Below are 24,031 nucleotides of genomic sequence, written 5' to 3' on the forward strand. Positions count from 1 at the left end.
AAGGAGTCTTGCTGGTGGCCTTTAAAGTCGGCGACCTACCACCCCTGCAAGTTGCTGGCACATCCCCTCTGCGGTGCCTTTCAAGATGGCCGCGAGCATCCGGGCGAGTGAGACGTCCTGATATGTGTCTGCTGAACTAAGAGGTACTGATTCGCGCGCCGGCAGACCACAAAGACGCCGTAGTTTCCGACGTAGCCATGCGCTGCGAGCAGCGCGACAGAACTGCCGCTCTGCAGAGTCCGGCGTGTCTGAGAGAACAGATACCTCTCGACCATCAACAAACCCGCACACTTCGAAACCGTTGGGACGCTGCGAGCGCCAAGCGGTATAACCCCAGGAGAAGATTTCGGATGCCATGACGATGTGGTCTACCGCAAGTCTTTGAGCATTTCGTCGGTTACGTCTCTGTAGGTGCTAATGTGATTGACTTGGCACCAAGCAGTCCAAGTGTAGTCACCTTCCTCAAGGTCGGCACCTGGAGGGCCATTGAGTACGTACCTGCGACCGGAGCAGGTTACACCGACACGATTGCGCATGTCGCATTCAACGATTGCAGAGCTCACGCGCCCCGTTCCTCGGTCGGGGCGGAAGCCAACAAAGTGCCGCTCGCCGATATCGGTCTCGAGAATTCGCCATGCCTGCAACACGATTTCCGGAATGTCGGCTACGGGTCGCGACTGCCATATCGTCACAAGAGCTCCCGACAGGCCTCAAGCTTCGTTGAGCTGACGGCGCTGGCGCTGCTGGACAGCGTCATGGACCGACCGCAACTTGTCCGCAAGCTCCTTCTGAATGCGAGGCTCACCGAGACCGAGCCGGGGAATCGGGCAAACGAGATGGCGTTCAAAACATTCGGGCCAACAATTATTGTCGTCATCCAAAGCGACCCAGGACTTGACGTCATTTGCATTCACATATCGCATGATTTGGTCAAACCGGCTGAGCTCGGCCCACTCTGTCTTGTCAGTACGGAACTCGTATATCGTCCCAACGACTCGCTGCTGCAGAGCTGCGGGCAAATACAGTGTTGCCCGAATCATTCCGAACTTAGCCACCCAGGACGTGCTGAGAACAATCTGCACCTGGGGGTACGGCTCAAGCAGTTCTGCGAGCAAGTTGGCGTGCTCGAATAGCTGCGGGCCGTCTCTGCGCATGACCGGTACCCCGTCGACGAGGTAGACATCGTGGGGATGCAGGCAACCGTCGTAATCCAGGAAAAGAACTGAACGCATGGCCGTCTTGGTTGGAATTGAAAAGGATGGAGCAGTGCGTCCGCTGGGCCCGGGTCTTTGTAGCTGCCAGCAGCGCCAATTCACAATATACTGTGCATTGTAAAGCCGCAAAGCGTCTTGCACAATATATTGTGTAGATTGTTGCGCTAAGTGCCGGGACACTTCCCCGATTGTCTGACGTCGGGGGATAGATGGACCGTATCGCCGCCTTTGGGGAGGCCGTTCGGAAAGTCCGGCTTGCCAAGGGCTTTACACAAGAAGCGCTCGCTGAAAAAGCGAACCTGCATCGGAACTTCGTCTCTTTGATTGAACGCGGACAGAGCAAAATCGCCCTTGACTCACTGTTTGCCCTAGCCGACGCGCTTGACATCGCCGCGTCGGAACTACTGAGACTTGCTGAAGTTGCTGCACGAGGGTAGTCCGCTATGTCGCCTAGTGTTTGAGAGAGTGTGTGCGTGGGGGGGACCCGGCGGCTAGTTCTTAAAAGAGGGATAGTTGGGTTTTCTCCTGGACTTGATGAAACAGGTCGGTGCGAAGTTGCCGTCGGTGGGTGTTGAGGGCGAGCCGGCGACAAGCCATCGAAAAGCGCTTCTGAATGAGCTCTGCCAGGATGCCGGTGCCACGCATCCGCTGACCGAACGTCGAGTCGTTAAGGTTACCGTCGCGCACTTGTTCAATCAGGCTCAGCACGTGTCGCTGCTTGTCCGGGTAATGCACCGCCAGCCACTCGACGAAGAGGTCTCGAACCTCTAGTGGAAGGCGCAGCATTACATACCCAGCCGCTTCTGCCCCGGCGTCTGCTGCCTTTTCGAGAATTCGTTCAATTTCGAAGTCGTTCAGCGCAGGTATCACGGGAGCGACCATAACGCCAGTCGGTATTCCCGCATCCGCAAGGATTTTTATCGCTTCAAGTCTCTTGAACGGGGCGTTGGCTCGGGGTTCCATCTTTCTCGCGAGCGCCCCATCCAGCGTGGTGACGGAGACGAACACGCGAGCCAGACCCTTTTGGGACATTCGTGCGAGGACGTCGGCGTCGCGGGTCACCAAGGCAGATTTGGTGGTAATCGCCACGGGGTGGTCATGCTCCTCCAGAATTTCCAGAATCCCCCTTGTTATCTTCAGCTCGCGCTCAATCGGCTGATATGGGTCGGTGTTTGTTCCCAGTGCGATGACTGACGGCTTGTATCCGACCCGAGACAGTTCACGCCGAAGTCGCTCCCCGGCGTTGGTCTTGGCAAATAGCTTCGTTTCGAAGTCGAGGCCTGCCGACAACCCAAGATAGGTGTGCGTCGGGCGAGCAAAGCAGTACGAACACCCGTGTTCGCAGCCCCTGTAGGGGTTGATTGATTGGTCGAACGGTATGTCAGGGGATTGATTCCGAGAAATGATTCTCCGCGCTGTCTCCTCGGTAGTTATTGTGCGCCAGCCGGTCTTGGTCTCCTGGGCAGCGTCTGCAGCTCCTCGTTCATCATCAGGCGAACGCTCCCAGTCATCGAACCTCGACGTTCGGTTCGTTGCCGCACCTCTGCCCCTGACGAAGTCAATCTGTTGGGTTTTCACAACAATCACTCTGCCATCGTATTACTGTATATATGTACAGTAATTTTCTGCGCGTAGCAACCTCGTATAGCTTTGCGGCTGTACTGAACAAGGTGCGTGACGTATAAGACTTGGCTGCATTTACTGCTTCGCGCGGCCGACGCACAGCTATCTCGGGCTGTCGCCGGGGCTCGATTTCGAGAGCCGGATCTACGCGAAGGTGAACGCCGCGGAGTTGCTCGAGCGCGAACTCGCGAAGCCGCGCTACGTGCCCGAGCCGATCGCGCTCGGCGTGAATACCGACGCGTATCAGCCGGTCGAGCGCGAACTGCGGATCACGCGGCAGGTGATCCAGGTGATGCATGACCACGGTCAGCCGTTTGCCGCGATCACGAAGTCGCCGCTGATCGAGCGCGATCTCGATTTGCTCGCGCCGATGGCCGAGCGCCGGCAGGTGATGGCGGCCGTCACGATCACGACGCTCGATCCCGAACTCGCGCGTGCGCTCGAGCCGCGTGCGGCGACGCCCGCGCGCCGGCTTCGAACGATCCGTGCGCTGCGCGACGCCGGGGTGCCGGTCGGCGTGAGCGTCGCGCCGATGATTCCGTTCGTCACCGAACCGGATCTCGAACGCGTGCTCGAGGCGTGCGCGGACGCGGGGGCGACGCACGCGAGCTATATCGTGCTGCGGCTGCCGTGGGAAGTCGCGCCGCTTTTCACTGAATGGCTCGCCGCACATTTCCCTGATCGCGCGGAGCGGGTGATGGCGCGTGTGCGGGACATGCGCGGCGGCAAGGATTACGACGCGGATTTCAGCCGCCGGATGAAGGGCGAAGGGATGTGGGCCGATCTGCTCAAGCAGCGCTTCCGGATGGCGGTCAAGCGCTGCGGGCTGAACGAACGCGCGCGAGGGATTCTCGATTTTTCGCAGTTTTGCGCGCAGCGCTCGAAACTGCCGCGGTCGCTCGCGCGGCCGCGCACGGCGGCGCAAGCGGAAGGCCACTCGGAAGATCAGTCGCAGCTCAGCCTGTTCTGAGCGACGTGGGCGATGCGTCGTGTCGCGCCGGCAGAGCCGGCGGATGCGTCATTGCGAAATTTGCCTGGCGGCCTCGACCTGTGATTCGAAGTACGTCTGGAACGCGAGCGCGAGCCCGGTCATCAGCAGGAATGCGCCGATCAGCAGCGAAAAGATGACGACGAACACGACACCCCAGCCGGAGCGGCTTTGGCGGCCCGTCGCGGCATTGAATTGCGCGTCCCACTTGTCGTCGGCGCGCAGTCCGTAGACGAGCGCCGCGAGAAACGCGGCGAGCAGCGATATCGCGCCGGGCGCGGCGAGCCACCAGCCAAGCGCGGCGGCCCGCCCCGATGCCGCGAGCAGCAGGAAGCCGGGAATGCCGACGATCGTCGCGAGCAGGTGTGCCCAGCCTGCGAGGTCCTTCCAGCCGTACAGATAGAAGCGGTGCGCGCCGAGCGAGCCGAGCAGGAAAGCGAGCAGTGCGGTGAGCGTCTTCGAGCGGAAGCGGGGCGGCGTGGACGTGCTGCTGGACATGTCGGGAGGCAATGGGTCTTCTTCGTGGACGCCCGGGTGAGGCCCGGGAGCGGCGGGGTCGGCTCGCATTCTACGATGTTGGGCGCGGTGCGGTCACGCTACGGTTGTGTCAATGCGTCGCATCGTAGGTGATCCGGTAGATCGCGCCCGCGTAGTCGTCGCTGATGATGAGCGAGCCGTCCGGCAGCGGCAGCACGTCGGCGGGGCGCCCCCAGACGCTTTCGTCGGGCCGCAGCCACCCCTGGACGAACGCTTCCTGGCGCGCGGCGCGGCCGTCGGGCGACGCGATCACGCGCACGACCCGGTAGCCGACCTTGCGGCTGCGGTTCCATGAGCCGTGCTCGGCGATGAAGATGTTGTCGCGGTATTCGGGCGGGAACATGTCGCCCGTGTAGAAACGCATGCCGAGCGAGGCGACGTGTGCGCCCAGCTTGAGCACGGGCGGCGCGTAGCTCGCGCACGCGTGGCCGCGCCCGAACTGTGGATCGAGCACGTCGCCGCCGTGGCAGAACGGGTAGCCGAAGTCGAGTCCCGCGCGCGGCGCGCGATTCAGCTTGTCGTCGGGGCGGTCGTCGCCCATCAGGTCGCGGCCGTTGTCGGTGAACCAGAGTTCGTGCGTCGCCGGATGCCACGCGAAGCCGACGGTGTTGCGGACGCCTCGTGCGTAGACCTCGTAGCCGCTGCCGTCGGCGTTCATCCGGCCGATCATCGCGTAGCGGTCCCGGTCGGCGACGCAGATGTTGCACGGCGCGCCCGTCGGCACATAGAGCTTGCCGTCGGGGCCGAACGCGATGAATTTCCAGCCGTGATGGCGGTCGGTCGGCAGTGCGTCCGTGACGACGACGGGCTTCGGCGGCGCGGCGATCCGCTCGTCGATCCGGTCGAGGCGTAGAATCCGCGACACGGCCGACACGAAGAGCGCGCCGTTGCGATACGCGACGCCAACCGGCATCTCGAGCCCCGACGCGATCACGTGATGCTCGCGAACATGGCCGTCGCGCACGACGAGCGCATGCACGCGCCCGTCCATGCTGCCGACGTAGAGAATGCCGCGCGGCGACCACGCCATTTCGCGCGCCGTGGGCACGTCGTCGGCGAGCACCTGGACCCGAAATCCGGGCGGTACGCTGAGTTCGCCGACCGGCAGCGTGGCCGACGCGGCGGGGGCGGCAATTGTGGCAAGAACGAGACATGCGACGGCTGCCGCATGCAGCACCGCCGGCGGGCCTGACAAAACGATGCGGGACAGGGCGATGAGAGGGCGCATGGCGGGCGAAGGCGGGCGAGCGCGGAGCGCGCAACAGATCGATTGTAAGCCTCCAGCGCCGGCGACCGGGTTTTTTGACAGGTAAGTGTTTGTTGTGCCACCGGTTTCGGGCTATAATCGCCCGTTTCAGTAGTTTTCGAACCCGGTTTTCCCGAAGGATTTCATATGGTCATCATCCGTCTGGCTCGCGGCGGCTCGAAGAAGCGCCCGTTCTACAACATCGTCGCTACCGATTCGCGCAACCGTCGTGACGGCCGCTTCATCGAGCGCGTCGGCTTCTACAACCCGGTCGCGACGAAGGGCGAAGCGCTGCGCATCGCTCAAGACCGTCTGACGTACTGGCAAGGCGTCGGCGCGCAATTGTCGCCGACCGTCGAGCGTCTCGTGAAGCAGGCGCAAAAGGCGCAGCCGGCTGCCTGATATGGCGCGGCGTGCCGGAAGTGCCGGCTGTGAGGTTCGTTGATGGCTGGTCACGATTCCGGTAATGCAAAGCGCGGGCGGTCGCCGTCGTTCGGCGTATTCGTCCGCAAGCCGGTCGAGCGCGCGCCCGAGAAGGGAGGGCGCGACGGCGCGGTTGATTCGGAAGCAAGTTGCGTCGATGCGGTGCAGTCATGGCCGGACGATGCGGTCGAGGTCGGCGCGGTGGTCGATGCGTACGGCCTCAAGGGCTGGATCAAGCTCGCGGCCCATGCCGGTGCGGGGCGAGGCGGCGATGCGCTTCTCGAGGCCCGCGACTGGTGGCTGCAAAAGGGTGTGGGGCGGGATGCGGAGCGGAAGTTCGTGCGCGTCACGCAGGCGAAGCTGCACGGCGACACGGTCGTCGCGCATCCGGCCGGCTCGGCCGATCGCGATGCGGCGCTTGCGCTGCGCAGCTTTCACGTGTTCGTGCGTCGTGGCGATTTCCCGGCGCTCGCCGCCGACGAGTTCTACTGGGTCGATCTGATCGGCCTCGACGTCGTCAACGAGGCGGGCGTCGCGCTCGGCAAGGTCGCCGACCTGATCGACAACGGCGTGCATTCGATCATGCGCGTCGAATATCCGGCGACGGGCAAGGATGGTCGGCCGAAAACCGGCGAGCGGCTGATTCCGTTCGTCGGCGTGTACGTGAAGGCGGTCGAGCAGGCGGCGGGACGCGTCGTCGTCGACTGGGAAGCCGATTACTGAAATGGACGAAGCCACGCAGAGCGCGATCCAGTTCGACGTCGTCACACTCTTTCCGGAGATGTTTCGCGCGTTGACCGACTGGGGCATCACGAGCCGCGCGGTGAAGCAGGGGCGGTTCGGCTTGCGCACGTGGAATCCGCGCGATTTCACGACCGACAACTACCGCACCGTCGACGATCGCCCGTATGGCGGCGGCCCCGGCATGGTGATGCTCGCGAAGCCGCTCGAGGCGGCGATCGGTGCGGCGAAGGCCGCGCAGGCGGCGCAAGGCGTTGCGAGCTCGCGCGTCGTGATGATGTCGCCGCAGGGCGCGCCGCTCACGCACGAGCGCGTCGCGCGGATGGCGGCGGAGCCGGGCGTCGTGTTGCTGTGCGGGCGCTACGAGGCGATCGACCAGCGGCTGATCGACCGTTGCGTCGACGAGGAGCTGAGCCTCGGCGATTTCGTGCTGTCGGGCGGCGAACTGCCGGCGATGGCGCTGATGGACGCCGTCGTGCGACTGCTGCCGGGCGTGCTGAACGATGCGCAATCGGCGGTGCAGGACAGCTTCGCCGACGGGCTGCTCGATTGCCCGCATTACACGCGTCCCGAGGAGTACGAGGGCGCGCGCGTGCCGGACGTGCTGCTCGGTGGACATCATGCCGAGATCGAGCGCTGGCGCCGGCAGGAAGCGTTGAGAAACACTCTCGCGAAGCGCCCCGACCTGATTGCGCGGGCGCGTCGCGAAAAGTTGCTGAGCCGGGCCGACGAGGCATGGCTTGCAAGTCTCGCGAAAGAAGCGAAGCAGGCCTCCTGAGGCGGCGGCGCTTTCGTTTGCGAATTTGGCGGTGCCGCGCATGCGTGCGCGGCGCCTGATGTGAATCCATCCTCTATCGGGGCCGAGCCTGGAAGCAGGCGGGCGCAAACGTCGACAAGATGGCTTTAGGAGTCAGTGATGAATCTGATCGGAAAACTTGAGCAGGAAGAGATCGAGCGCGCGCTCGCAGGCAAGACGATCCCCGAATTCGCCCCGGGCGACACGGTGATCGTGAACGTGAACGTGGTGGAAGGCAACCGCAAGCGCGTTCAGGCTTACGAAGGCGTCGTGATCGCGAAGCGCAACCGTGGCCTGAACTCGTCGTTCATCGTCCGCAAGATCTCGTCGGGCGAAGGCGTCGAGCGTACGTTCCAGACGTACTCGCCGCTGCTCGCGAGCATCGTCGTGAAGCGCCGCGGCGACGTGCGCCGCGCGAAGCTGTACTACCTGCGCGAGCGTTCGGGCAAGTCGGCTCGAATCAAGGAAAAGCTGGTGTCGAAGGATCGCGCCGCTGCTGCGCAGCAGTAAGCGCAGTCGGACGCGCGCCGGGAGTCGTTCGGCGTGCGTTTCGCCAGGCGTGGAAAAGCGCCGTGCGGAGGTTTTCCGCACGGCGCTTTTTTTTTTTCGGCCGGCTGTCGAGAGCCGCTGCGAGGCAGCGGCTTTTTTGCATCCGGTCGTCGCGGCGGCGACCGGCGCGGTCGTTTAGCGTGTGCTCCCGTGTGGCCGATGGGCGGCGAGGCGCGGTGTTCGTGCGTCGCCGCCGAGACGGTGCCGGGATCGGTCGCGACCCAACTCAAACCGCCGATCGACAAGCATTTGCCGGCGTGTGAGATCGTCATGCGCACGAGCGCCGCGTAGCTGACGACCTCGCAATTCGACGACGTCGACACGTAGAACGACATCGCGTCGAGGCGAGGGTCGTGGATGAGCGGGGCGCGGCCCGCCGCGGGCGCCGCGTTGCCGAATCCTGCCATTCGCATTTCGCGCGACGTTTGGCGCGATGACTAGCATGCATTCGACCGTCGGGCCGCAGTCGATATCGCTCCTGCGCCCCCCGTAGCGCGTCACGGCCCGACGAGCGTATCGGCTGAATGCGCGGCTGAATGCGCGGCCGAATCTCGGGCGAACGCCGCGCTCGCCGACGACGGGCGCCGTCCGGCGAGCGGCCCCGACGGGCGTTTTTTTCTTTTCGGCGCGACAATATGGTCGTATCCATTCCAAGCCGAGCGTCCCTTGACCCGTCGCCCCATCATCGACCCCGAAGTGCTGCCGATCGAGACGACCGGCACCGGACTGCCCGCCATCCCGCCGTCGTTGCTGACCCCGGCCGGCCTGCGCGAGCGCTTCGCGCAGCCGCCCGAATGGACGCAGGAGCCCGCCGAGGCGCAGCTTGCCGACAGCGTCGATCCGCGCAGTGCGGCCGTGCTCGTGCCGCTCGTCGTGCGCGAGCGCGGCCTGACGGTGCTGCTCACGCAGCGCGCGGATCACCTGAACGATCATGCCGGCCAGATCAGCTTTCCGGGCGGGCGCCGCGAGCCCGACGACCGCGACGCGAACGCCACCGCGCTGCGCGAGGCGCACGAGGAAATCGCGCTTTCGCACGAGCGCGTCGAATTGCTGGGCGCGCTGCCCGACTATCTGACGGGCACGGGCTTTTGCGTGACGCCCGTTGTCGCGCTCGTCCATCCGCCGTTTACGGTGCAGGCGGATACGCTCGAAGTGGCCGAGATCTTCGAGGTGCCGCTCGATTTCCTGATGAACCCCGCGCATCACCAGGTGAGGGTGTTCCGCTGGGAGGGCGGCGAGCGGCGCTTTTTCGCGATGCCGTATCCGCGCGGGCCGGTCGGCGGCCAGTATTTCATCTGGGGCGCGACGGCCGGGATGCTGCGCAACCTGTATCGCTTTCTCGCGGCCTAGTGGCGGGCGCCACAGTCTGCGCAAGCCGGAGCCATCCGACGCGCCTGCTGTGCTATCTTTACGCGAAAAATCAATCATCCCAGAACGGCACGGCCCTTCGCATGACTTTCTTCTCGGTTCTCCTTGCTCTCATCATCGAACAGGTCCGCGCGCTGTCGCCGAGCAATCCGGTCTTCGCGCTGTTTCAGTCTCATGCGGAATCGGCTGCGCACGGCTTCGACGCCGGCAAAAAGAAGCACGGCGTGCTCGCGTGGCTCATCGTCGTGCTGCCGTGGGTGCTCGGCGTCGGGCTCGTCTATTTCCTGCTGTACAAGGTGAGCTTCGTGCTCGCGTTCCTCTGGAACGTCGCCGTCGTGTACTTCACGCTCGGCTTCAGGCAGTTCAGCCATTACTTCACCGATATCCATCTCGCGCTCAACAACGACGACGTGCCGCGCGCGCGCGACATCCTGCGCGAATGGACGGGCATCGACACGGTCGACATGCCGGTCAGCGAAATCGTCCGCCACACGCTGATCCATGCGGTCGTCGCGTCGCATCGTCACGTGTTCGGCGTGTTTTTCTGGTTCGTGCTGCCGATCGGCCCGGCGGGCGCGGTGCTGTACCGGATCGCCGAATATCTGTCGCGTAGCTGGTCGGTGCCGGCGGACGATCGCACCGCAGCGTTCTCGACGTTCGCGCAGCGCGCGTTCTTCGCGATCGACTGGGTGCCGGCGCGCCTGACCGCGCTCGGCTTCGCGATCGTCGGCAACTTCGAGGACGCGATCTACGCCTGGCGCAATCACACGCGCCAGTGGCCCGACTCGAACGACGGCGTGCTGCTCGCGGCCGGCAGCGGTGCGCTCGGCGCGCGGCTCGCGGGCCCGCTCGCGGAGCCGTCGAGCGTCGATGCGCTCGCGGCGGGCGACAGCGGCCCGATCACGGTCGGCGACGACTGCTCGCCGCGCACGCTGCAGTCGGCCGTCGGCCTCGTGTGGCGCGCGGTGATCCTGTGGATGCTACTCCTGCTGATGCTGACGATCGCGGTCTGGGTGTCGTGATGCGGTGCGGCGGATGCCGCGCGCGTGTCGTCGCGCCAAGGTTCGTCAACGAGTAAGCCGGCTTCGAGCCGGCTTTTTTGTGCCGATTTCCGGCTTGCTTCGGTGCTCCGGTGTTCCAGGGCTGCCCGGACGGCGCTTGCTTCGCGGCGGGGGCGGGCGTCGCGCCGCGCGTCAACCGTCACGCGGATCGCGGCTCGCGCCGCAATGCCAGCAGGCGGTGAATTGCGCGTCGAGCGTCTCGCCGCAGCGCGCGCAGCGCCACGGCGCCGCGCCGGCGGGCGGCCCGGCCGACGCCGCCTCGATCAGCCGCCGCGCGAGCGCCTCGTCGCGCTCGTCGTCGAGCCAGATCTCCGGCTGGCACGCATCCATCGGCAGCCCGCCCAGCGCGCCGAGCGCGTAGCAGTTGTGCAGCTCGCAGCGCACGCCTGCGACGTCGAGCACGTTCGCCCAGTGCTGGGCGGTTGCGAGATCGGGGGCCTTGAAGCGCATTGCGGCGTTTCCTCCGTGCATGGCGAATAGGCGGCGAGGGCGGCGGCGCGCGGCCCGCCGGGCCGCCTGGCTAGCGGACGATCTGGCTCGCCTCGTGCACGAGCTGCGCGTACAGCGCGTGACGCGACGGCGCGACCCTGCCGTCGGCGACTGCCTCCAGAATCGCGCAGCCCGGCTCTTGCAGATGATGACAATTATAGAAACGACAGTGCGGCAGCAGCGGCCGGAACTCCGGGAACGCGCGCTCGAGGCGGCCTTCCGTCAGATGATAGAGCCCGAACTCCTGGAAGCCCGGCGAATCGATCAGCGCGCCGCCGTCCGGCAGCGGGTAGAGGCGCGTGAACGTCGTCGTGTGGCGGCCGCTGTTGAGCGCGGCGGAGATCTCGCGCGTCGCCGCCTCGGCGTCCGGCACGAGCAGGTTCACGAGCGTCGACTTGCCCATTCCCGACTGGCCGAGCAGGATCGTCGAATGGCCGGCCAGGCGCGGCGCGAGCTGCGCGCGCGCGTCGTCGGGCGCGCCCTTGATCGACATCTCGAGCACGTCGTAGCCGAGCGCGCGGTAGGGCGCAAGGCGCTCGCGCGCGACGGGCAGCGCCGCCTCGACGTCGATCTTGTTCAGCACGATGACGGGCTTCAGCTCGTTCGCCTCGGCGGCGATCAGCGCGCGGCCGAGCAGGTCTTCGCTGAAATACGGCTCGGTCGCGAGCACGATCAGCAACTGATCGAGATTCGCCGCGAAGAGCTTCGACTTGAACTGGTCGGAGCGGTAGAGCAGGTTGCGCCGTTCGCCGATCTCGACGATCACGCCCTGGTCGGCCGACGTTCGTTCGTAGACGACGCGGTCGCCGACCGCGACATCGCTCTTCTTGCCGCGCGGAAAGCACTGCAGCATCGGGCCGCCGCCGGCGGGCGCGACGATGTAGTGGCGGCCGTGCGCGGCGATCACGCGCCCTTCGGCGCGCTCGCCGCCGCGCGCGGCGGCTCTGGCCGGCTGCTTCGTCGGCGCGCGCTTCATGAGTGCTGGAGCAGCCGGTCGATCCGTTGCGACGCAGGCGGGTGCGAGTAGTAGAACGCGGTGTAGACGGGGTCGGGCGTGAGCGTCGACGCATTGTCTTCGTAGAGCTTCACGAGCGCGTTGACGAGATCGCGCGCGTCGGTCTGGTGCGCGGCGAATGCGTCGGCCTCGAACTCGTGCTTGCGCGAGCTCAGGCTGCCGAGCGGCGTGACGAAGAACAGGAACACCGGCATCGACAGGAAGAACAGCACGAGCGCGATGCCCGCGTTGCTGCCCGCGAGCGACGGCATCACGCCGAGGCCCATGTAGAACCACGCGCGCTGCGCGAGCCAGCCGAGCAGCGCGAGGAGCGCGAGGCTCAGCGCGAACGTCCACAGCATCCGCTTCATCACGTGGCGGCGCTTGAAATGGCCGAGCTCGTGCGCGAGCACCGCTTCGATCTCGCTGCCCGTCAGGCGCGCGAGCAAGGTATCGAAGAACACGATCCGCTTCGATGCGCCGAAGCCCGTGAAATACGCGTTGCCGTGTGCGGAGCGGCGGCTGCCGTCCATCACGAAGAGGCCCTTCGCCGCGAAGCCGCAGCGCTTCATCAGCCCTTCGATGCGCGTGCGCAGCGCGTCGTCGGACAGCGGCTCGAACTTGTTGAAGAGCGGCGCGATGAAGGTGGGATAGAGCACGAGAACGAGCATCTGGAAGCCGACCCACACGATCCACGTCCACAGCCACCACAGCGCGCCCGCCTGGTTCATCAGCCACAGCACGACGAAGAGGAGCGGCAGGCCGAGCGCCGCGCCGAGCAGCGCGTTCTTCGCGAGATCGGCGAAGAACAGGCGCTTCGTCATCCGGTTGAAGCCGAAGCGCTCTTCGATGCCGAACTGGCGGTAGTAGTCGAACGGCAGATCGATCGCGCCCGAGATCACGAGCACCGCCGCGACGAGCGCGACCTGCTGGCCGTAGCCGTGGCCGAGCCAGCCGGCGAGCAGCGAATCGAGCGCGCCGACGCCGCCCAGGAGCGTGAGGCCGACGAGCACCGCCGAGGCGACGACGATCTCGAACATCGTGAGCCGCGTGCGCTCGATCGTGTAGTCGGCGGCGCGCTGGTGCGCGGCGAGCGGGATCGTCTCGCGGAACTGCGCGGGCACGCGGCCGCGATGCGCGGCGACGAAGCGGATCTGCCGCGACGCGAGCCACAGCTTGGTGCCCGTCATCGCGACGACCGCGACGGCGAAGAGCAGGGTGAAGGTATAGGCGGACATCGAAGGCGCTGGTGGGTATCTATGCGAGAATTATATGATCTTGCGGACCCGGCCCGCTCGTCGTTTGCCGGCCCGCCCGGCGGCGCGCGCGCCGTCCGCTCATTTCCCAGGATTGCTCATGACCGATATCTCCGCCGTGGCCGGCCAGCCCGTGCTCGTTCGCAACGAACTGAACCTCGTCTGGCTCGACATGGAAATGACGGGCCTGAGCCCGGACACCGACCGCATCATCGAGATCGCCGTCGTCGTCACCAATTCGACCCTCGACATCGCGCTCGAGGGGCCCGTGCTCGCGATCCATCAAAGCGACGAGACGCTCGCAAAGATGGACGACTGGAACAAGAACACGCATGGGCGCTCCGGCCTCATCGACCGCGTGCGCGCGTCGAGCGTCACCGAGGCGGACGCCGCCGCGCAGATCGAGGCGTTTCTCGGCCAGTACGTGCCGCCCGGCAAGTCGCCGATGTGCGGCAACTCGATCTGCCAGGACCGCCGCTTCATGGCGCGCTGGATGCCGGAGCTCGAGCGCTTCTTCCATTACCGCAACCTCGACGTCAGCACGCTCAAGGAGCTGTGCCGGCGCTGGCAGCCCGCGATCTACAAGGGCTTTCAGAAGCGCGCGATGCATACCGCGCTCGCCGACATCCACGAGTCGATCGACGAGCTGAAGTATTACCGCGAGCGTTTTCTGATTCCGGCCGCGCCGGCGGGCGAGACAGCGTAAGAAGCGGGCGGCGCGCGCCGATCGCCGCCGCCGCGGCAGCCGTCACTTCGGCGCGCGCACCGCGCTCTTCGGCCGGAACGCCGCGCACACGGCCGGGTTCGTCTGCGCGTACGGGCCGCCGATCAGGTCGATGCAATACGGCACCGCAGCAAAAATGCCCGGCACCTCGACCTTGCCGTCGTCGCCGCGCAACCCTTCGAGCGTTTCCTTGATCGATTTCGGCTGGCCGGGCAGATTCACGATCAGCGCCGCGTGATCCGCGGTTTCGCGAATCACCGCGACCTGCCGCGACAGGATCGCGGTCGGCACGAAATTCAGGCTGATCTGGCGCATCTGCTCGCCGAAGCCCGGCATGGCCTTCGTCGCGACGGCGAGCGTCGCCTCGGGCGTCACGTCGCGGCGCGCGGGGCCCGTGCCGCCCGTCGTCAGCACGAGATCGCAGCCGACCGTGTCGACGAGCTCGACGAGCGCGGCCGAGATCGTCGGCGCGTCGTCCCGGACGAGCCGCGTCTCGGCGCGCCACGGCGACGCGAGCGCCGCCGCGAGCCATTCGGACAGCGCCGGAATGCCCTTGTCCTCGTAGACGCCGCTGCTCGCGCGATCGCTGATCGACACGAGGCCGATCACGAGTTCGTCGGGGTGGTTACGCTTCGTCGTCATCGTCGGAATCCGGTGAGTGGTCGGGCGCGTCGCTTTCGTCGCCGGCCGGGCCGCTCGCCGTCTTGATCCACTGGAACAGCTCGCGGAAGTAGCGCGGCGGCTTGCCTTGCTGCGCTTCCCTGCGCGTGTTGCGGATCAGCGTGCGGCCCTCCTGCACGTCGGCCGACGGATGCTCGCGGATGAACGCGGTCAGCGCATCGTCGCTCGCGAGCAGTTGCTCGCGGGTGCGCTCGATCCAGTGCAGGCGCGCCGTCTCGGCCTTGTTCACGCCGCGCTGCGCGTCGAGCGCCGCGCGCAGCGCGGCCGTCTCGTCGGCGCTGAGCGCGCGCATCACGCGCCCGACGTATTGAATCTGGCGGCGCTTGCCCTCGTGATCGGTGATGCGGCGCGCTTCGCGCACAGCGTCGGCGAGATCTTCCGGCATCGGCATGCGCTTGAACGCGTCCTTCGGCAGCTCGACGAGGGCGGCGCCCAGTTCCTGCAGCGCGTGCATGTCGCGCTTCAACTGGGATTTGCTGGGGCGATCGTAGCCGTGGTCGGCGTTCTCGCCGGCGTGCTCGATCGGTTGGATACGGGTTTTGCGTGTCATGGGCGGCATTGTATCGCGCCGGGCACCGCGCGGCCGCGGCGCGGCGCGCGCCGCGTCGCCGACCCGCGTCGCTCGCGCCGGACCTTGCTATGATCGCGGGATACGCACATTTCGAAACATGCGGGCGACCCGCCCGTCACCGGATACCACGACGATGGCTGCAAACCTCGACGCCCAGGCGCACTATTTCCCGCACACGCAAGACGAACTGAAGGCAATCGCGACGGACATCCTCCGGCACGCGAAGACGCTCGGCGCGACCGACGCCGCGACCGAAATCTCCGAGGGCGACGGCCTGTCGGTGTCGGTGCGGCGCGGCGAAGTCGAGACGATCGAGCACAACCGCGACAAGACGGTCGGCGTGACCGTCTTCATCGGCAAGAAGCGCGGCAATGCGAGCACGTCGGATTTCTCGCCCGCAGCGCTGAAGGACACGGTCGCAGCCGCGTACAACATCGCGCGCTTCACGGCCGAGGACGACGCGGCGGGGCTCGCCGAGGCCGAACTGCTCGAAACCGAGCCGCGCGACCTGGACCTTTATCACCCGTGGCGCCTGTCGGCCGACGAAGCGGTCGACCTCGCGCGCCGCGCGGAGGACGCCGCATTCGCGGTGAGTCCGCAGATCCGCAATTCGGAGGGGGCGAGCGTGTCCGCGCAGCATTCGCAGTTCGTGCTCGCGACGACGCGCGGCTTCCTCGCCGGCTATCCGTACTCGCGCCACTACATCGCGTGCGCGCCGATCGCGGGCGCCGGCCGCCACATGCAGCGCGACGACTGGTACACGTCGAAGCGCCGCGCGGACGAACTCGCTTCGCCCGAGTCGGTCGGCCGCTACGCGGCGCAGCGCGCGCTCGCGCGGATGGGCGCGCGCCGCCTCGACACGCGCAAGGTGCCTGTGCTGTTCGAAGCGCCGCTCGCGGCGGGCCTGCTCGGCGCGTTCGTGCAGGCGGTGAGCGGCGGCGCGCTGTATCGGAAGACGTCGTTCCTCGTCGACAGCCTCGGCAAGGAGGTGTTCGCGCCGCACGTGCAGATCGTCGAGGACCCGCACGTGCCGCGCGCGATGGGCAGCGCGCCGTTCGACGAGGAAGGCGTGCGCACGCGCGCGCGCAACGTCGTCAGGGACGGCGTGGTCGAGGGCTATTTCCTGTCGACCTATTCGGCGCGCAAGCTCGGCACGCAGACGACCGGCAACGCGGGCGGCTCGCACAACATCGCGCTCAGGAGCGCGCTCACGACGCCCGCCGACGATTTCGACGCGATGCTCAAGAAGCTCGGCACGGGTCTTTTGCTGACCGAGCTGATGGGGCAGGGCGTGAACTACGTGACGGGCGACTATTCGCGCGGCGCGGCGGGCTTCTGGGTCGAGAACGGCGAGATTCAGTACCCGGTCGAGGAGATCACGGTGGCGAGCACGCTGCAGGAAATGTTCCGCCACATCGTTGCGATCGGCGCGGATTCGATCGTGCGCGGCACGAAGGAAACGGGTTCGGTGCTGATCGAGCAGATGACGATCGCGGGGCAGTGAGCGCGGCGATCGCATGGATCGCGCAAAAGCAAAAAGCGCCGCGGCGAGCGGCGCTTTTTTTGTGTCGTCGCGCGAGAGCCCGCGATATCGCGCGTCGCCTCGCGTGCGTCAACCGGCGCGCTTGCGACGATAGACGACGAATGCATATGCGAAGTCGTTCGGCGCGGCCGCGCGATGCGCATCGCGCGACACGGCTTCCCATTGCGCGGGATCGGGCGCGGGAAACGACGCGTCGCCTTCGAAATCCTGATCGATCTCGGTGACGATCAGCTTGTCCGCGTGGCGCAGGCCCTCCGCGTACAACTGCGCGCCGCCGATCAGGAACGCTTCGGCCGCGCCGTCGCGCGCGGCGAGCGCGAGCGCGCCGTCGAGCGACGTGACCGTGTCGCAGCCGTCGAAGCGTCGCGCGGCGTCGCGCGTGACGACGATGTTGCGGCGGCCGGGCAGCGGCCGGCCGATCGATTCGTGCGTCCTGCGGCCCATCACGATCGGCGCGCCCATCGTCGTGCGCTTGAAGAATGCGAGGTCCTCGGGAAGTTTCCACGGAAGTTGGTTGTCGCGGCCGATCACGCCATTGCGGGCGCGCGCGACGATCAGGGTCAGCGTCGTCATGACGGGAAGAAAAAGATGCCGGAAGGGCCCGATTCTACCGGATCGCGCGGCGCGCGGCCGCGTGTCATGCGGGCCCGGCTTCGTCGTTCGGATGGCTCGCGCCCGGGCGATGCGCGCCCCATGACAGCTCGCGCAGGCCGTGCGACACCATCAGCCGATACAGCGTCGCGCGCGACACGCCGAGCTCCGCCGCCGCTTCGGTCAGGCGATTGCGGTGCCGCAGCAGCGACGCCTCGATCGTCCGGCGCTCGGCGCGCTCGCGCGCTTCGGCGAGCGTCGTCGCCTGGCGCGCCGCGAACGGCGCGAGATCGAGATCGGCGGCCGACAGTTGCCGGCTGTCCGACATCACGATCGCGCGCCGGATCCGGTTGATCAGCTCGCGCACGTTGCCGGGCCACTGATAGTTGTACATCGCTTCGATCGCGCACGACGTGAAGCCGTGGATGCGGCGCGCGCCGTCGCTCCTGAACTGGTGCAGGATGTGATGCGCGAGGATTTCGATGTCCTTGCCGCGGGCGCGCAGCGGCGGCTCGTCGAGCTTCAGCACGCATAGCCGGTGGTACAGGTCTTCGCGAAAGCGGCCGGCGCGCATCGCCGCGTCGAGATCGACGTGCGTCGCGGAGATGATCCGCACGTCGACCGGAATCGAATCGTGCCCGCCGAGCCGCTCGATCCTGCCTTCCTGCAGGAAGCGCAGCATGCTCGCCTGGCTCTCGAGCGGCATGTCGCCGATCTCGTCGAGAAACAGCGTGCCGCCGTCCGCCGATTCGACGCGGCCGATCTTGCGCTGGCTCGCGCCCGTGAATGCGCCGCGCTCGTAGCCGAACATTTCGGATTGCAGCAGATGATTCGGAATCGCGCCGCAGTTGATCGCGACGAACGGCGCCTTGCGGCGCTCGGAGCGCTCGTGAATCGCGAGCGCGGTCAGCTCCTTGCCGGTGCCCGATTCGCCGGAGATGAACACGGTCGCGTCGGTCGCGGCAACCTTGCGGATCATCCGGAACAACTGCTGCATCGCGTCGCACGCGCCGACCATCTCATCGCCCGTCGCGGCGGCGGCGCCCGCCGCGAAGTCGGGATCGCACAGCGCGACCATCCCATAGGCGTGGCCGACCAGATAATCGATCGTCTCGTGCGGCGGCGGGCCCTGCATGTAGTCGAAGCAGTACTGGCGAATCAGCCGGCGCACGTCGGGATCGTTGATGCGCGCGTCGCCCGCGAGCGCGATCCAGCCGACCTGCTGCTGGCGCAATACCGCTTCGAGCGTCGGCAGCTCGCGCGGCGCGAAGCCGTCGAGATCGGCGATGCCCGCCTGCGGCTGATTCGGCTTCACGCGCCGCGCCGCTTCGTTCGCGGAGCGCACGACGTGCACGTTCCAGCGTCGCGCGCGCAGATGCTCGACGAGCGTCGTGTCGGGCGTGCGCGACAGGTAGACGAGCTGGCGTGCGGCCGCGTCGTCCGGTGACGCGGACCGCTGCACGGCGTGGCCGGGCGGCGCGCAATCGGTGGGAGAGCGGAAGTCTGGCACGATGCACCTCAGTTGGGATGTTGTTCCGAACGTGTCGGGGGCCGCGCGCGGCGTGCAATGCTCGATGGGGGAGTCGCGGGCGTCGTCGCGTGGCGCGCGTCGTTGGCGCGGGCGATGCGGACGGGCGGCGGGGATGTCGAGCGGCCGGCGCGCGGTGCCGGCGTCGCTGCGACGCATGTGCGGTGGTTCGGGACGGGAGCGAGGACGGGAGCGCGGCGATGCGCACGACATGCGTTGCTCGATGCGGGAAAACGTCGGCGCGCCGGCGGCGTCGTATCGCTCGGCGCGGCCGTGCGTCGTCGCGGCCGAATCTGTTCGGCCGGACATCGATGCGGTGATCGCGAACGCGCGCGCGGCGCGCGAATGCGGCGGCGGGCCGAGCGCGCGTCGGCGCGATTTCCTCGGACATGTGGTCCCCCCGCTGCGCGTCGCGCCGCGATCGCGGCGACGCAATGCGCATGCTCCATGAAGAAGCCGTCGACGGCTGCGCGTCAGCGCGGCGGCGGCGAATGGTTGTCCTGCGTCGCGCCGGCACCGCCGGCGGTCTTCGTTTCGGTGATGTCGATGGCGCTTGTCGCCACGCGGCGCGCGCTCGACGCGGCGAGCACGCCTGCGCTCCCCGCATGAAAAAGTTCCGCGGCGCCGCGACATGCCGCGACGTTGCCGACGTCTTGCGCATCGCGCGAACGTCGTCGCCTGCATGCGGAAGCCGACGCGCTCGCGATGGACGGCGCGCATGCGGCCCGATGCGCATCACGGCGTTCGCACGTGCCGCACGCGCGGTCCGGCATCGTCGCGATTCGCCGCGCATCGGCGCTCGCCGCTGCATCGCTGGCGCGACCGGCACGCGCGAGCCCGCGCGGCGGGGCGGTGCGCGATGTGATGTTTGTCGCGCTGCGCGAAACGCGGCGGCGCGGCGAGATGAACGTGGAACCGTGTGCCGACGCTCGCTTCACCGTTGCAACGAGCGGGCGTTTCGTCGCGCTGCTGCGCGCATGGATTCCGCTGTCAAAAAGAGTGCCCGCCGGGGGACGGAGCACCAAAACGTTCGCCGTTGCATGAACGGCTCCGGCTATCTGGACGACCTGGACGATTCCGATGAGCTGCGCGAGCGCGTCGCCGTGGCGCAATGCCCGCCGCAAGTCATGCCCCCCCGCCGGCTGTCCCAGACTTCCGTATTTGGGGGCCGCCTCGGATAGTTCGCTATCCGAGGCGGCTTCCGCTTCCGCGCGCAGCGCGAGGATCGTGACGCTGCGGCGCTGAAGAGCTGCTGTGCCCGCGCGTCGATGCGTGGGCGACGAACCCGACGGGTTCGCCGATGCGATGCATCCGGCGTTCGCCGTCGCATGCGATGCGCGGCGCAGAGCGGGATGGATGGACGTGTGTGAATGCTTCAATTCGGACAGACGCGAGACGCGTGCGCTTCGCGCGCCGAGCGCGGTTACGCTCACGCGATGCATCGGCGCGGGCGTGGCCCGCGCGTCGAGATCGCCACGATCGTCATGCTCGTTTCGAGCGTCGCGAGTGCGCACTGCGTACCGACAGGCGGCGCACGAAGTGGCCGCACGCAGATGCGCGATGCTGCGCGCAACCGCGCCTACCGGCTCGACGTGCACGTTCGCGGCGTTGAAACCGGTTCGTACGGCCGGCAGCGCGCGGCGCGACGACGGGTGCGAGGCGTCGGGCAGGGCGGTCATCTCGTTTCCTCTTGATATTGCGTGGTTGTGTCGCAGCGGCGATTCGCATCCGGATGCGTCATTGCCGCGTATAGCTCACGCCGTCGCCGTGGATCATGCGTGCGTTCGACGGCATGGGCAGCGGCGCTGGCGGGCCGATCTCGTCCCACAGCGTGACGGTCGCGCCACCGTCGACGAGCGGCGGCGGCGTCGCGACGGGAGCGGGCGCCGGCGCGCGATCGCGCTGTCGCGCGGATGCGCCGGCATCGACGCGCACGAAACGTTCGCCCCAGCCGGCTGCGGCAACGTGCCCGGGCTGCGCGTCGACGATCCGATACGTTTTGTTTTCGTGCGCGACTGCGACATAAGGACACGGGGCGGCAAGCGATATGGCGAATGCTGCGGCGATGGAATGCCGTCGACAGGCAAGGCAGGCAGCGATTCGCATGACATCTCTCCGGTTTTGCCGGTGATCGAGCGAAATGCATGCCATCGCGTGCAATCCGTTGCGCGTTCGGGCTGCGGAAATGCGCGGACGAATGAGTGCGCGGTCAAACGCGCACAAAACGTTTCAGCTTTGAAACGGGCCCTCGGGAATACCGCTGATTCAAAAAATGAAGGATTAATCTAATCTTCTACTCAAGTGTGCAACGAATTAAGTGAATCGATAAACACGATCTGTCACGTTTCAAGCAGAGGAATGCAATGGTATTTTCAATGCAGCCGATGCTGAAAAAATGCTTGATTGAATTCATTTGCTTCGTCGCATGCTTGTCAGTACGCTGAGACAACATGGATTCGGGAACGGGCGGAGAGACCACGGCCCTTTTTTCGAACCAAGCGCCGATTGATGGGGAACGCAGTTCCAGTGGTAGTGAAAAATGACGGGCCGGGCCCTTCTCGCGGGGCCCGGCCCGGTTCCGTCGCGCACCGGTGTCGGGCGGCGCGGCGCAAATTGTTGACTGGGTGGCGTCATGGATGTTGCGGCTAGACACCTCATTTACTATTCCCATCGTCCTGATGCGGATCTGCGGCGCTGTTTCGGCCAGCATGGCTGGCAGGTCGACGTTGTCGATTCGCCTCGCGAGATGCGGCGCTCCGCCGCGCGCGGCGTGATGGCGGGCGGCTTGCTCGATTTTTCGTGCGGGGTTGGGGCCGCCGAATTGCGCGAGCTCGAAGCGAGTCTGAAGACGCCGAACGTCGGCTGGATCGCGACGACGAGGCGAGGGCAGATGGAAGACGAAGCGGTGCGCCGCTTCGTGCGCGATTACTGCTTCGACTACGTGACGGTGCCCTACGAGTGCGACCGCATCGTCGAGTCGGTCGGCCACGCGTACGGCATGGTCACGCTGTCGGAAGGGCTCGCGCCCGCCGCCGCGACGGTGCGCAACGAGGGCGAGATGGTCGGCACCTGCGACGCGATGCTCGCGCTCTTCAAGATGATCCGCAAGGTTGCCACGACCGACGCGCCGGTGTTCATCTCCGGCGAGTCCGGCACCGGCAAGGAGCTGACGGCCGTCGCGATTCACGAGCGCTCTGCGCGCGCGAGCGCGCCGTTCGTCGCGATCAACTGCGGCGCGATTCCGCCGACGCTGTTGCAGGCCGAGTTGTTCGGCTACGAGCGCGGCGCGTTCACCGGCGCGAATCAGCGCAAGATCGGCCGTATCGAAGCGGCGAACGGCGGCACGCTGTTCCTCGACGAAATCGGCGATCTGCCGTTCGAGAGCCAGGCGAGCCTGTTGCGCTTCCTGCAGGAGCACAAGGTCGAGCGCGTCGGCGGACACCAGTCGATTCCGGTCGACGTGCGGATCATTTCCGCGACGCACGTCGACATGCAGGTCGCGCTGCGTAACGGGCGCTTTCGAGAGGACCTGTATCACCGGCTGTGCGTGCTGAAGCTTGAGGAGCCGCCGCTGCGCGAGCGCGGCAAGGACATCGAGATCCTCGCGCGGCACATGCTCGAGCGCTTCAAGGGCGACGCGCACCGGCGGCTGCGCGGCTTCACGCCCGATGCGATCGCGGCGCTTCACAACTATGCGTGGCCGGGCAACGTGCGCGAGCTGATCAACCGGGTGCGGCGCGCGATCGTGATGTCGGAGGGGCGGATGATCAGCGCGGCCGATCTCGAGCTGTCGGGCTACGCGGAAGTCGAGCCGATGTCGCTCGAGGAGGCGCGCGAGAGCGCGGAGCGGCACGCGATCGAGGTCGCGCTGCTGCGGCATCGCGGCCGGCTCGCGGACGCCGCGCGCGAGCTCGGCGTATCGCGGGTGACGCTCTATCGCCTGCTTTGCGCGTACGGGATGCGCGACGACGGCAGCACGCGCGCGAAGCGCGAAGACGACCTGCGCCGGGCCTGCTAGGGCGGGTCTTGCTAGAATGGCGGGCACGACCGCTTTCGCGGCCGGAGGAACCCGCATGAAACAGTATCTCGATCTCGTTCGCACCATTCTCGACACCGGCGCCTGGAAGAGCAACCGCACGGGCATCCGCACGATCGGCATCCCCGGCGCGATGCTGCGCTTCGATCTGCAGCAGGGCTTTCCCGCCGTGACGACGAAGAAGCTCGCGTTCAAGTCGGCGATCGGCGAACTCGTCGGCTTCCTGCGCGCGACGCGCAGCGCGGCCGATTTTCGCGCGCTCGGCTGCAAGGTGTGGGACGCGAATGCGAATGAGAACGCGCAGTGGCTCGCGAATCCGTATCGCCGCGGCGTCGACGATCTCGGCGACGTGTACGGCGTCCAATGGCGGCGCTGGCCGGGCTACAAGGCGCTCGACGCGCACGCCGGCGCGCAGATCGCCGATGCGACGTCGCGCGGCTTTCGCGTCGTCGCGCGCTTCGAGGAGGACGGCGCGGACAAGGTGCTGCTCCACAAGGCGATCGATCAGTTGCGCGACTGCCTCGATACGATCGTGCGCGATCCGTCGAGCCGGCGCATCCTGTTCCACGGCTGGAATCCCGCGGTGCTCGACGAGATCGCGCTGCCCGCGTGCCATCTGCTCTATCAGTTCCTGCCGAACGTCGAGCGCCGCGAAATCTCGCTGTGCCTGTATATCCGCAGCAACGACGTCGGACTCGGCACGCCGTTCAATCTCGCGGAAGGCGCGGCGCTCCTCACGCTCGTCGGCCGGCTGACGGGCTACACGCCGCGCTGGTTCACGTACTTCATCGGCGATGCGCACATCTACGAGAATCAGCTCGACATGCTCAAGCAGCAACTCGAGCGCGAGCCGTTCGAGAGCCCGCGGCTCGAGATCGCCGAGCGCGTGCCCGATTACGCGAAGACGGGCGAGTACGAGCCGCAATGGCTCGAACGCATCGAGCCGTCGGACTTCGCGCTCGTCGGCTATCGCCATCACGAACCGCTGACCGCGCCGATGGCCGTCTGAACGGCGTGCGGCCCGTCTCGATCGACCCATGAAAAAAACCCGCGAATTCGCGGGTTTTTCGTT

Annotated in this window: 24 protein-coding genes and 3 pseudogenes; 12 read left to right on the plus strand and 15 right to left on the minus strand. The window is 66.7% G+C overall.

All coding sequences use genetic code 11. The features are described 5' to 3' along the window. Positions 1-710: 710 nt before the first annotated feature. Positions 711-1,232 (minus strand): HAD domain-containing protein, encoded by a 522-nt coding sequence (locus AQ610_RS05755; RefSeq protein WP_009913237.1) that lies wholly within the window; start codon positions 1,230-1,232, stop codon positions 711-713. Between the two features lie 191 nt (positions 1,233-1,423). On the opposite strand from AQ610_RS05755, the gene AQ610_RS32750 reads away from it, so the two are divergent. Continuing rightward, positions 1,424-1,651, plus strand: a complete 228-nt coding sequence (locus tag AQ610_RS32750) for a helix-turn-helix domain-containing protein (RefSeq protein WP_043302202.1) — start codon at positions 1,424-1,426, stop codon at positions 1,649-1,651. A 61-nt stretch (positions 1,652-1,712) separates the two neighbouring features. On the opposite strand, the gene AQ610_RS05760 is transcribed toward AQ610_RS32750, so the two are convergent. Beyond that, a complete protein-coding gene (locus AQ610_RS05760; RefSeq protein ID WP_043282475.1) occupies positions 1,713-2,792 on the minus strand; it encodes a PA0069 family radical SAM protein in 1,080 nt (359 codons plus the stop codon). A gap of 112 nt (positions 2,793-2,904) precedes the next feature. Between AQ610_RS05760 and AQ610_RS05765 the strand changes: the two are divergent. Further along, a pseudogene (locus AQ610_RS05765) lies at positions 2,905-3,807 on the plus strand (PA0069 family radical SAM protein); the annotation flags it as partial. 48 nt (positions 3,808-3,855) lie between these two features. Here AQ610_RS05765 and AQ610_RS05770 read toward each other — a convergent pair. Beyond that, entirely contained in the window at positions 3,856-4,323 is a 468-nt protein-coding gene (locus AQ610_RS05770; RefSeq protein ID WP_009913234.1) for an NINE protein, read from the minus strand. 109 nt (positions 4,324-4,432) lie between these two features. After that, the gene (locus tag AQ610_RS05775; RefSeq protein WP_043282374.1) at positions 4,433-5,590 is read right to left on the minus strand and encodes a PQQ-dependent sugar dehydrogenase; all 1,158 of its coding nucleotides are present in this window, start codon (positions 5,588-5,590) and stop codon (positions 4,433-4,435) included. Positions 5,591-5,755: 165 nt separating this feature from the next. Here AQ610_RS05775 and rpsP point away from each other — a divergent pair, with 165 nt between their 5' ends. From rpsP to rplS, 4 genes are all read left to right on the plus strand, one after another. Continuing rightward, positions 5,756-6,010, plus strand: coding sequence for a 30S ribosomal protein S16 (rpsP, locus tag AQ610_RS05780; RefSeq protein WP_004189402.1), 255 nt, complete (start codon positions 5,756-5,758; stop codon positions 6,008-6,010). A gap of 42 nt (positions 6,011-6,052) precedes the next feature. After that, complete coding sequence (gene rimM, locus AQ610_RS05785; RefSeq protein WP_006025747.1) at positions 6,053-6,754, plus strand: ribosome maturation factor RimM; 702 nt, start codon at positions 6,053-6,055, stop codon at positions 6,752-6,754. A gap of 1 nt (position 6,755) precedes the next feature. Then, on the plus strand, positions 6,756-7,550 hold the full coding sequence (gene trmD / locus AQ610_RS05790; protein ID WP_006025748.1) for a tRNA (guanosine(37)-N1)-methyltransferase TrmD: 795 nt from the start codon (positions 6,756-6,758) through the stop codon (positions 7,548-7,550). 138 nt (positions 7,551-7,688) lie between these two features. Next, entirely contained in the window at positions 7,689-8,078 is a 390-nt protein-coding gene (rplS, locus tag AQ610_RS05795; RefSeq protein ID WP_006025749.1) for a 50S ribosomal protein L19, read from the plus strand. Positions 8,079-8,284: 206 nt separating this feature from the next. On the opposite strand, the pseudogene AQ610_RS32755 reads toward rplS, so the two are convergent. Continuing rightward, positions 8,285-8,491 (minus strand): annotated as a pseudogene (locus tag AQ610_RS32755) (GNAT family N-acetyltransferase); the annotation flags it as partial. A 292-nt stretch (positions 8,492-8,783) separates the two neighbouring features. Between AQ610_RS32755 and AQ610_RS05800 the strand changes: the two are divergent. Continuing rightward, positions 8,784-9,467, plus strand: a complete 684-nt coding sequence (locus AQ610_RS05800) for a CoA pyrophosphatase (protein ID WP_009913230.1) — start codon at positions 8,784-8,786, stop codon at positions 9,465-9,467. Positions 9,468-9,568: 101 nt separating this feature from the next. After that, positions 9,569-10,507, plus strand: coding sequence for a CobD/CbiB family protein (locus tag AQ610_RS05805; RefSeq protein WP_006025751.1), 939 nt, complete (start codon positions 9,569-9,571; stop codon positions 10,505-10,507). Positions 10,508-10,678: 171 nt separating this feature from the next. Here the strand turns inward: AQ610_RS05805 and AQ610_RS05810 are convergent, their stop codons facing one another. From AQ610_RS05810 to AQ610_RS05820, 3 genes are all read right to left on the minus strand, one after another. Further along, complete coding sequence (locus tag AQ610_RS05810; RefSeq protein ID WP_006025752.1) at positions 10,679-10,996, minus strand: putative signal transducing protein; 318 nt, start codon at positions 10,994-10,996, stop codon at positions 10,679-10,681. Positions 10,997-11,066: 70 nt separating this feature from the next. Then, entirely contained in the window at positions 11,067-12,011 is a 945-nt protein-coding gene (gene rsgA, locus AQ610_RS05815) for a ribosome small subunit-dependent GTPase A (RefSeq protein WP_006025753.1), read from the minus strand. Further along, on the minus strand, positions 12,008-13,267 hold the full coding sequence (locus AQ610_RS05820; RefSeq protein WP_006025754.1) for a M48 family metallopeptidase: 1,260 nt from the start codon (positions 13,265-13,267) through the stop codon (positions 12,008-12,010). The genes rsgA and AQ610_RS05820 overlap by 4 nt, the downstream gene beginning before the upstream one ends. Positions 13,268-13,385: 118 nt before the next feature. On the opposite strand from AQ610_RS05820, the gene orn reads away from it, so the two are divergent. Then, positions 13,386-13,991: an oligoribonuclease gene (gene orn, locus AQ610_RS05825; RefSeq protein ID WP_009913224.1), complete on the plus strand. Its 606-nt coding sequence runs from the start codon at positions 13,386-13,388 to the stop codon at positions 13,989-13,991. Between the two features lie 42 nt (positions 13,992-14,033). On the opposite strand, the gene mog is transcribed toward orn, so the two are convergent. Beyond that, positions 14,034-14,651 carry a molybdopterin adenylyltransferase gene (mog, locus tag AQ610_RS05830; protein ID WP_009913222.1) on the minus strand — a complete coding sequence of 206 codons (618 nt, stop codon included), beginning with the start codon at positions 14,649-14,651 and terminating at the stop codon, positions 14,034-14,036. Then, positions 14,635-15,240: a ribosome biogenesis factor YjgA gene (gene yjgA, locus AQ610_RS05835; RefSeq protein WP_009913220.1), complete on the minus strand. Its 606-nt coding sequence runs from the start codon at positions 15,238-15,240 to the stop codon at positions 14,635-14,637. The genes mog and yjgA overlap by 17 nt, the downstream gene beginning before the upstream one ends. A gap of 154 nt (positions 15,241-15,394) precedes the next feature. Here yjgA and pmbA point away from each other — a divergent pair, with 154 nt between their 5' ends. Further along, a complete protein-coding gene (pmbA, locus tag AQ610_RS05840) occupies positions 15,395-16,765 on the plus strand; it encodes a metalloprotease PmbA (protein ID WP_006025758.1) in 1,371 nt (456 codons plus the stop codon). Between the two features lie 108 nt (positions 16,766-16,873). On the opposite strand, the gene AQ610_RS05845 is transcribed toward pmbA, so the two are convergent. The 5 genes and pseudogenes from AQ610_RS05845 to AQ610_RS37225 all read right to left on the minus strand — a co-directional run bounded on the left by AQ610_RS05845 (position 16,874) and on the right by AQ610_RS37225 (position 21,633). Beyond that, a complete protein-coding gene (locus AQ610_RS05845; RefSeq protein ID WP_006025759.1) occupies positions 16,874-17,377 on the minus strand; it encodes a dihydrofolate reductase in 504 nt (167 codons plus the stop codon). A 64-nt stretch (positions 17,378-17,441) separates the two neighbouring features. Then, a pseudogene (locus AQ610_RS05850) lies at positions 17,442-19,021 on the minus strand (sigma-54 dependent transcriptional regulator). 375 nt (positions 19,022-19,396) lie between these two features. Next, positions 19,397-20,602, minus strand: a complete 1,206-nt coding sequence (locus tag AQ610_RS35825; protein ID WP_006025762.1) for a FapB/FapC family functional amyloid domain-containing protein — start codon at positions 20,600-20,602, stop codon at positions 19,397-19,399. A 58-nt stretch (positions 20,603-20,660) separates the two neighbouring features. Further along, positions 20,661-21,029: a hypothetical protein gene (locus tag AQ610_RS38335; protein ID WP_015600536.1), complete on the minus strand. Its 369-nt coding sequence runs from the start codon at positions 21,027-21,029 to the stop codon at positions 20,661-20,663. A gap of 187 nt (positions 21,030-21,216) precedes the next feature. After that, positions 21,217-21,633, minus strand: coding sequence for a hypothetical protein (locus AQ610_RS37225; RefSeq protein WP_006025764.1), 417 nt, complete (start codon positions 21,631-21,633; stop codon positions 21,217-21,219). On the opposite strand from AQ610_RS37225, the gene AQ610_RS05870 reads away from it, so the two are divergent. Beyond that, on the plus strand, positions 21,556-22,941 hold the full coding sequence (locus tag AQ610_RS05870) for a sigma-54 dependent transcriptional regulator (protein WP_043282378.1): 1,386 nt from the start codon (positions 21,556-21,558) through the stop codon (positions 22,939-22,941). The two genes, AQ610_RS37225 and AQ610_RS05870, sit on opposite strands and share 78 nt — an antisense overlap. 55 nt (positions 22,942-22,996) lie before the next feature. Further along, the gene (locus tag AQ610_RS05875) at positions 22,997-23,968 is read left to right on the plus strand and encodes a thymidylate synthase (RefSeq protein WP_006025766.1); all 972 of its coding nucleotides are present in this window, start codon (positions 22,997-22,999) and stop codon (positions 23,966-23,968) included. Positions 23,969-24,031: the final 63 nt, after the last annotated feature.

This window comes from Burkholderia humptydooensis, assembly GCF_001513745.1.
Lineage (GTDB): Bacteria > Pseudomonadota > Gammaproteobacteria > Burkholderiales > Burkholderiaceae > Burkholderia > Burkholderia humptydooensis.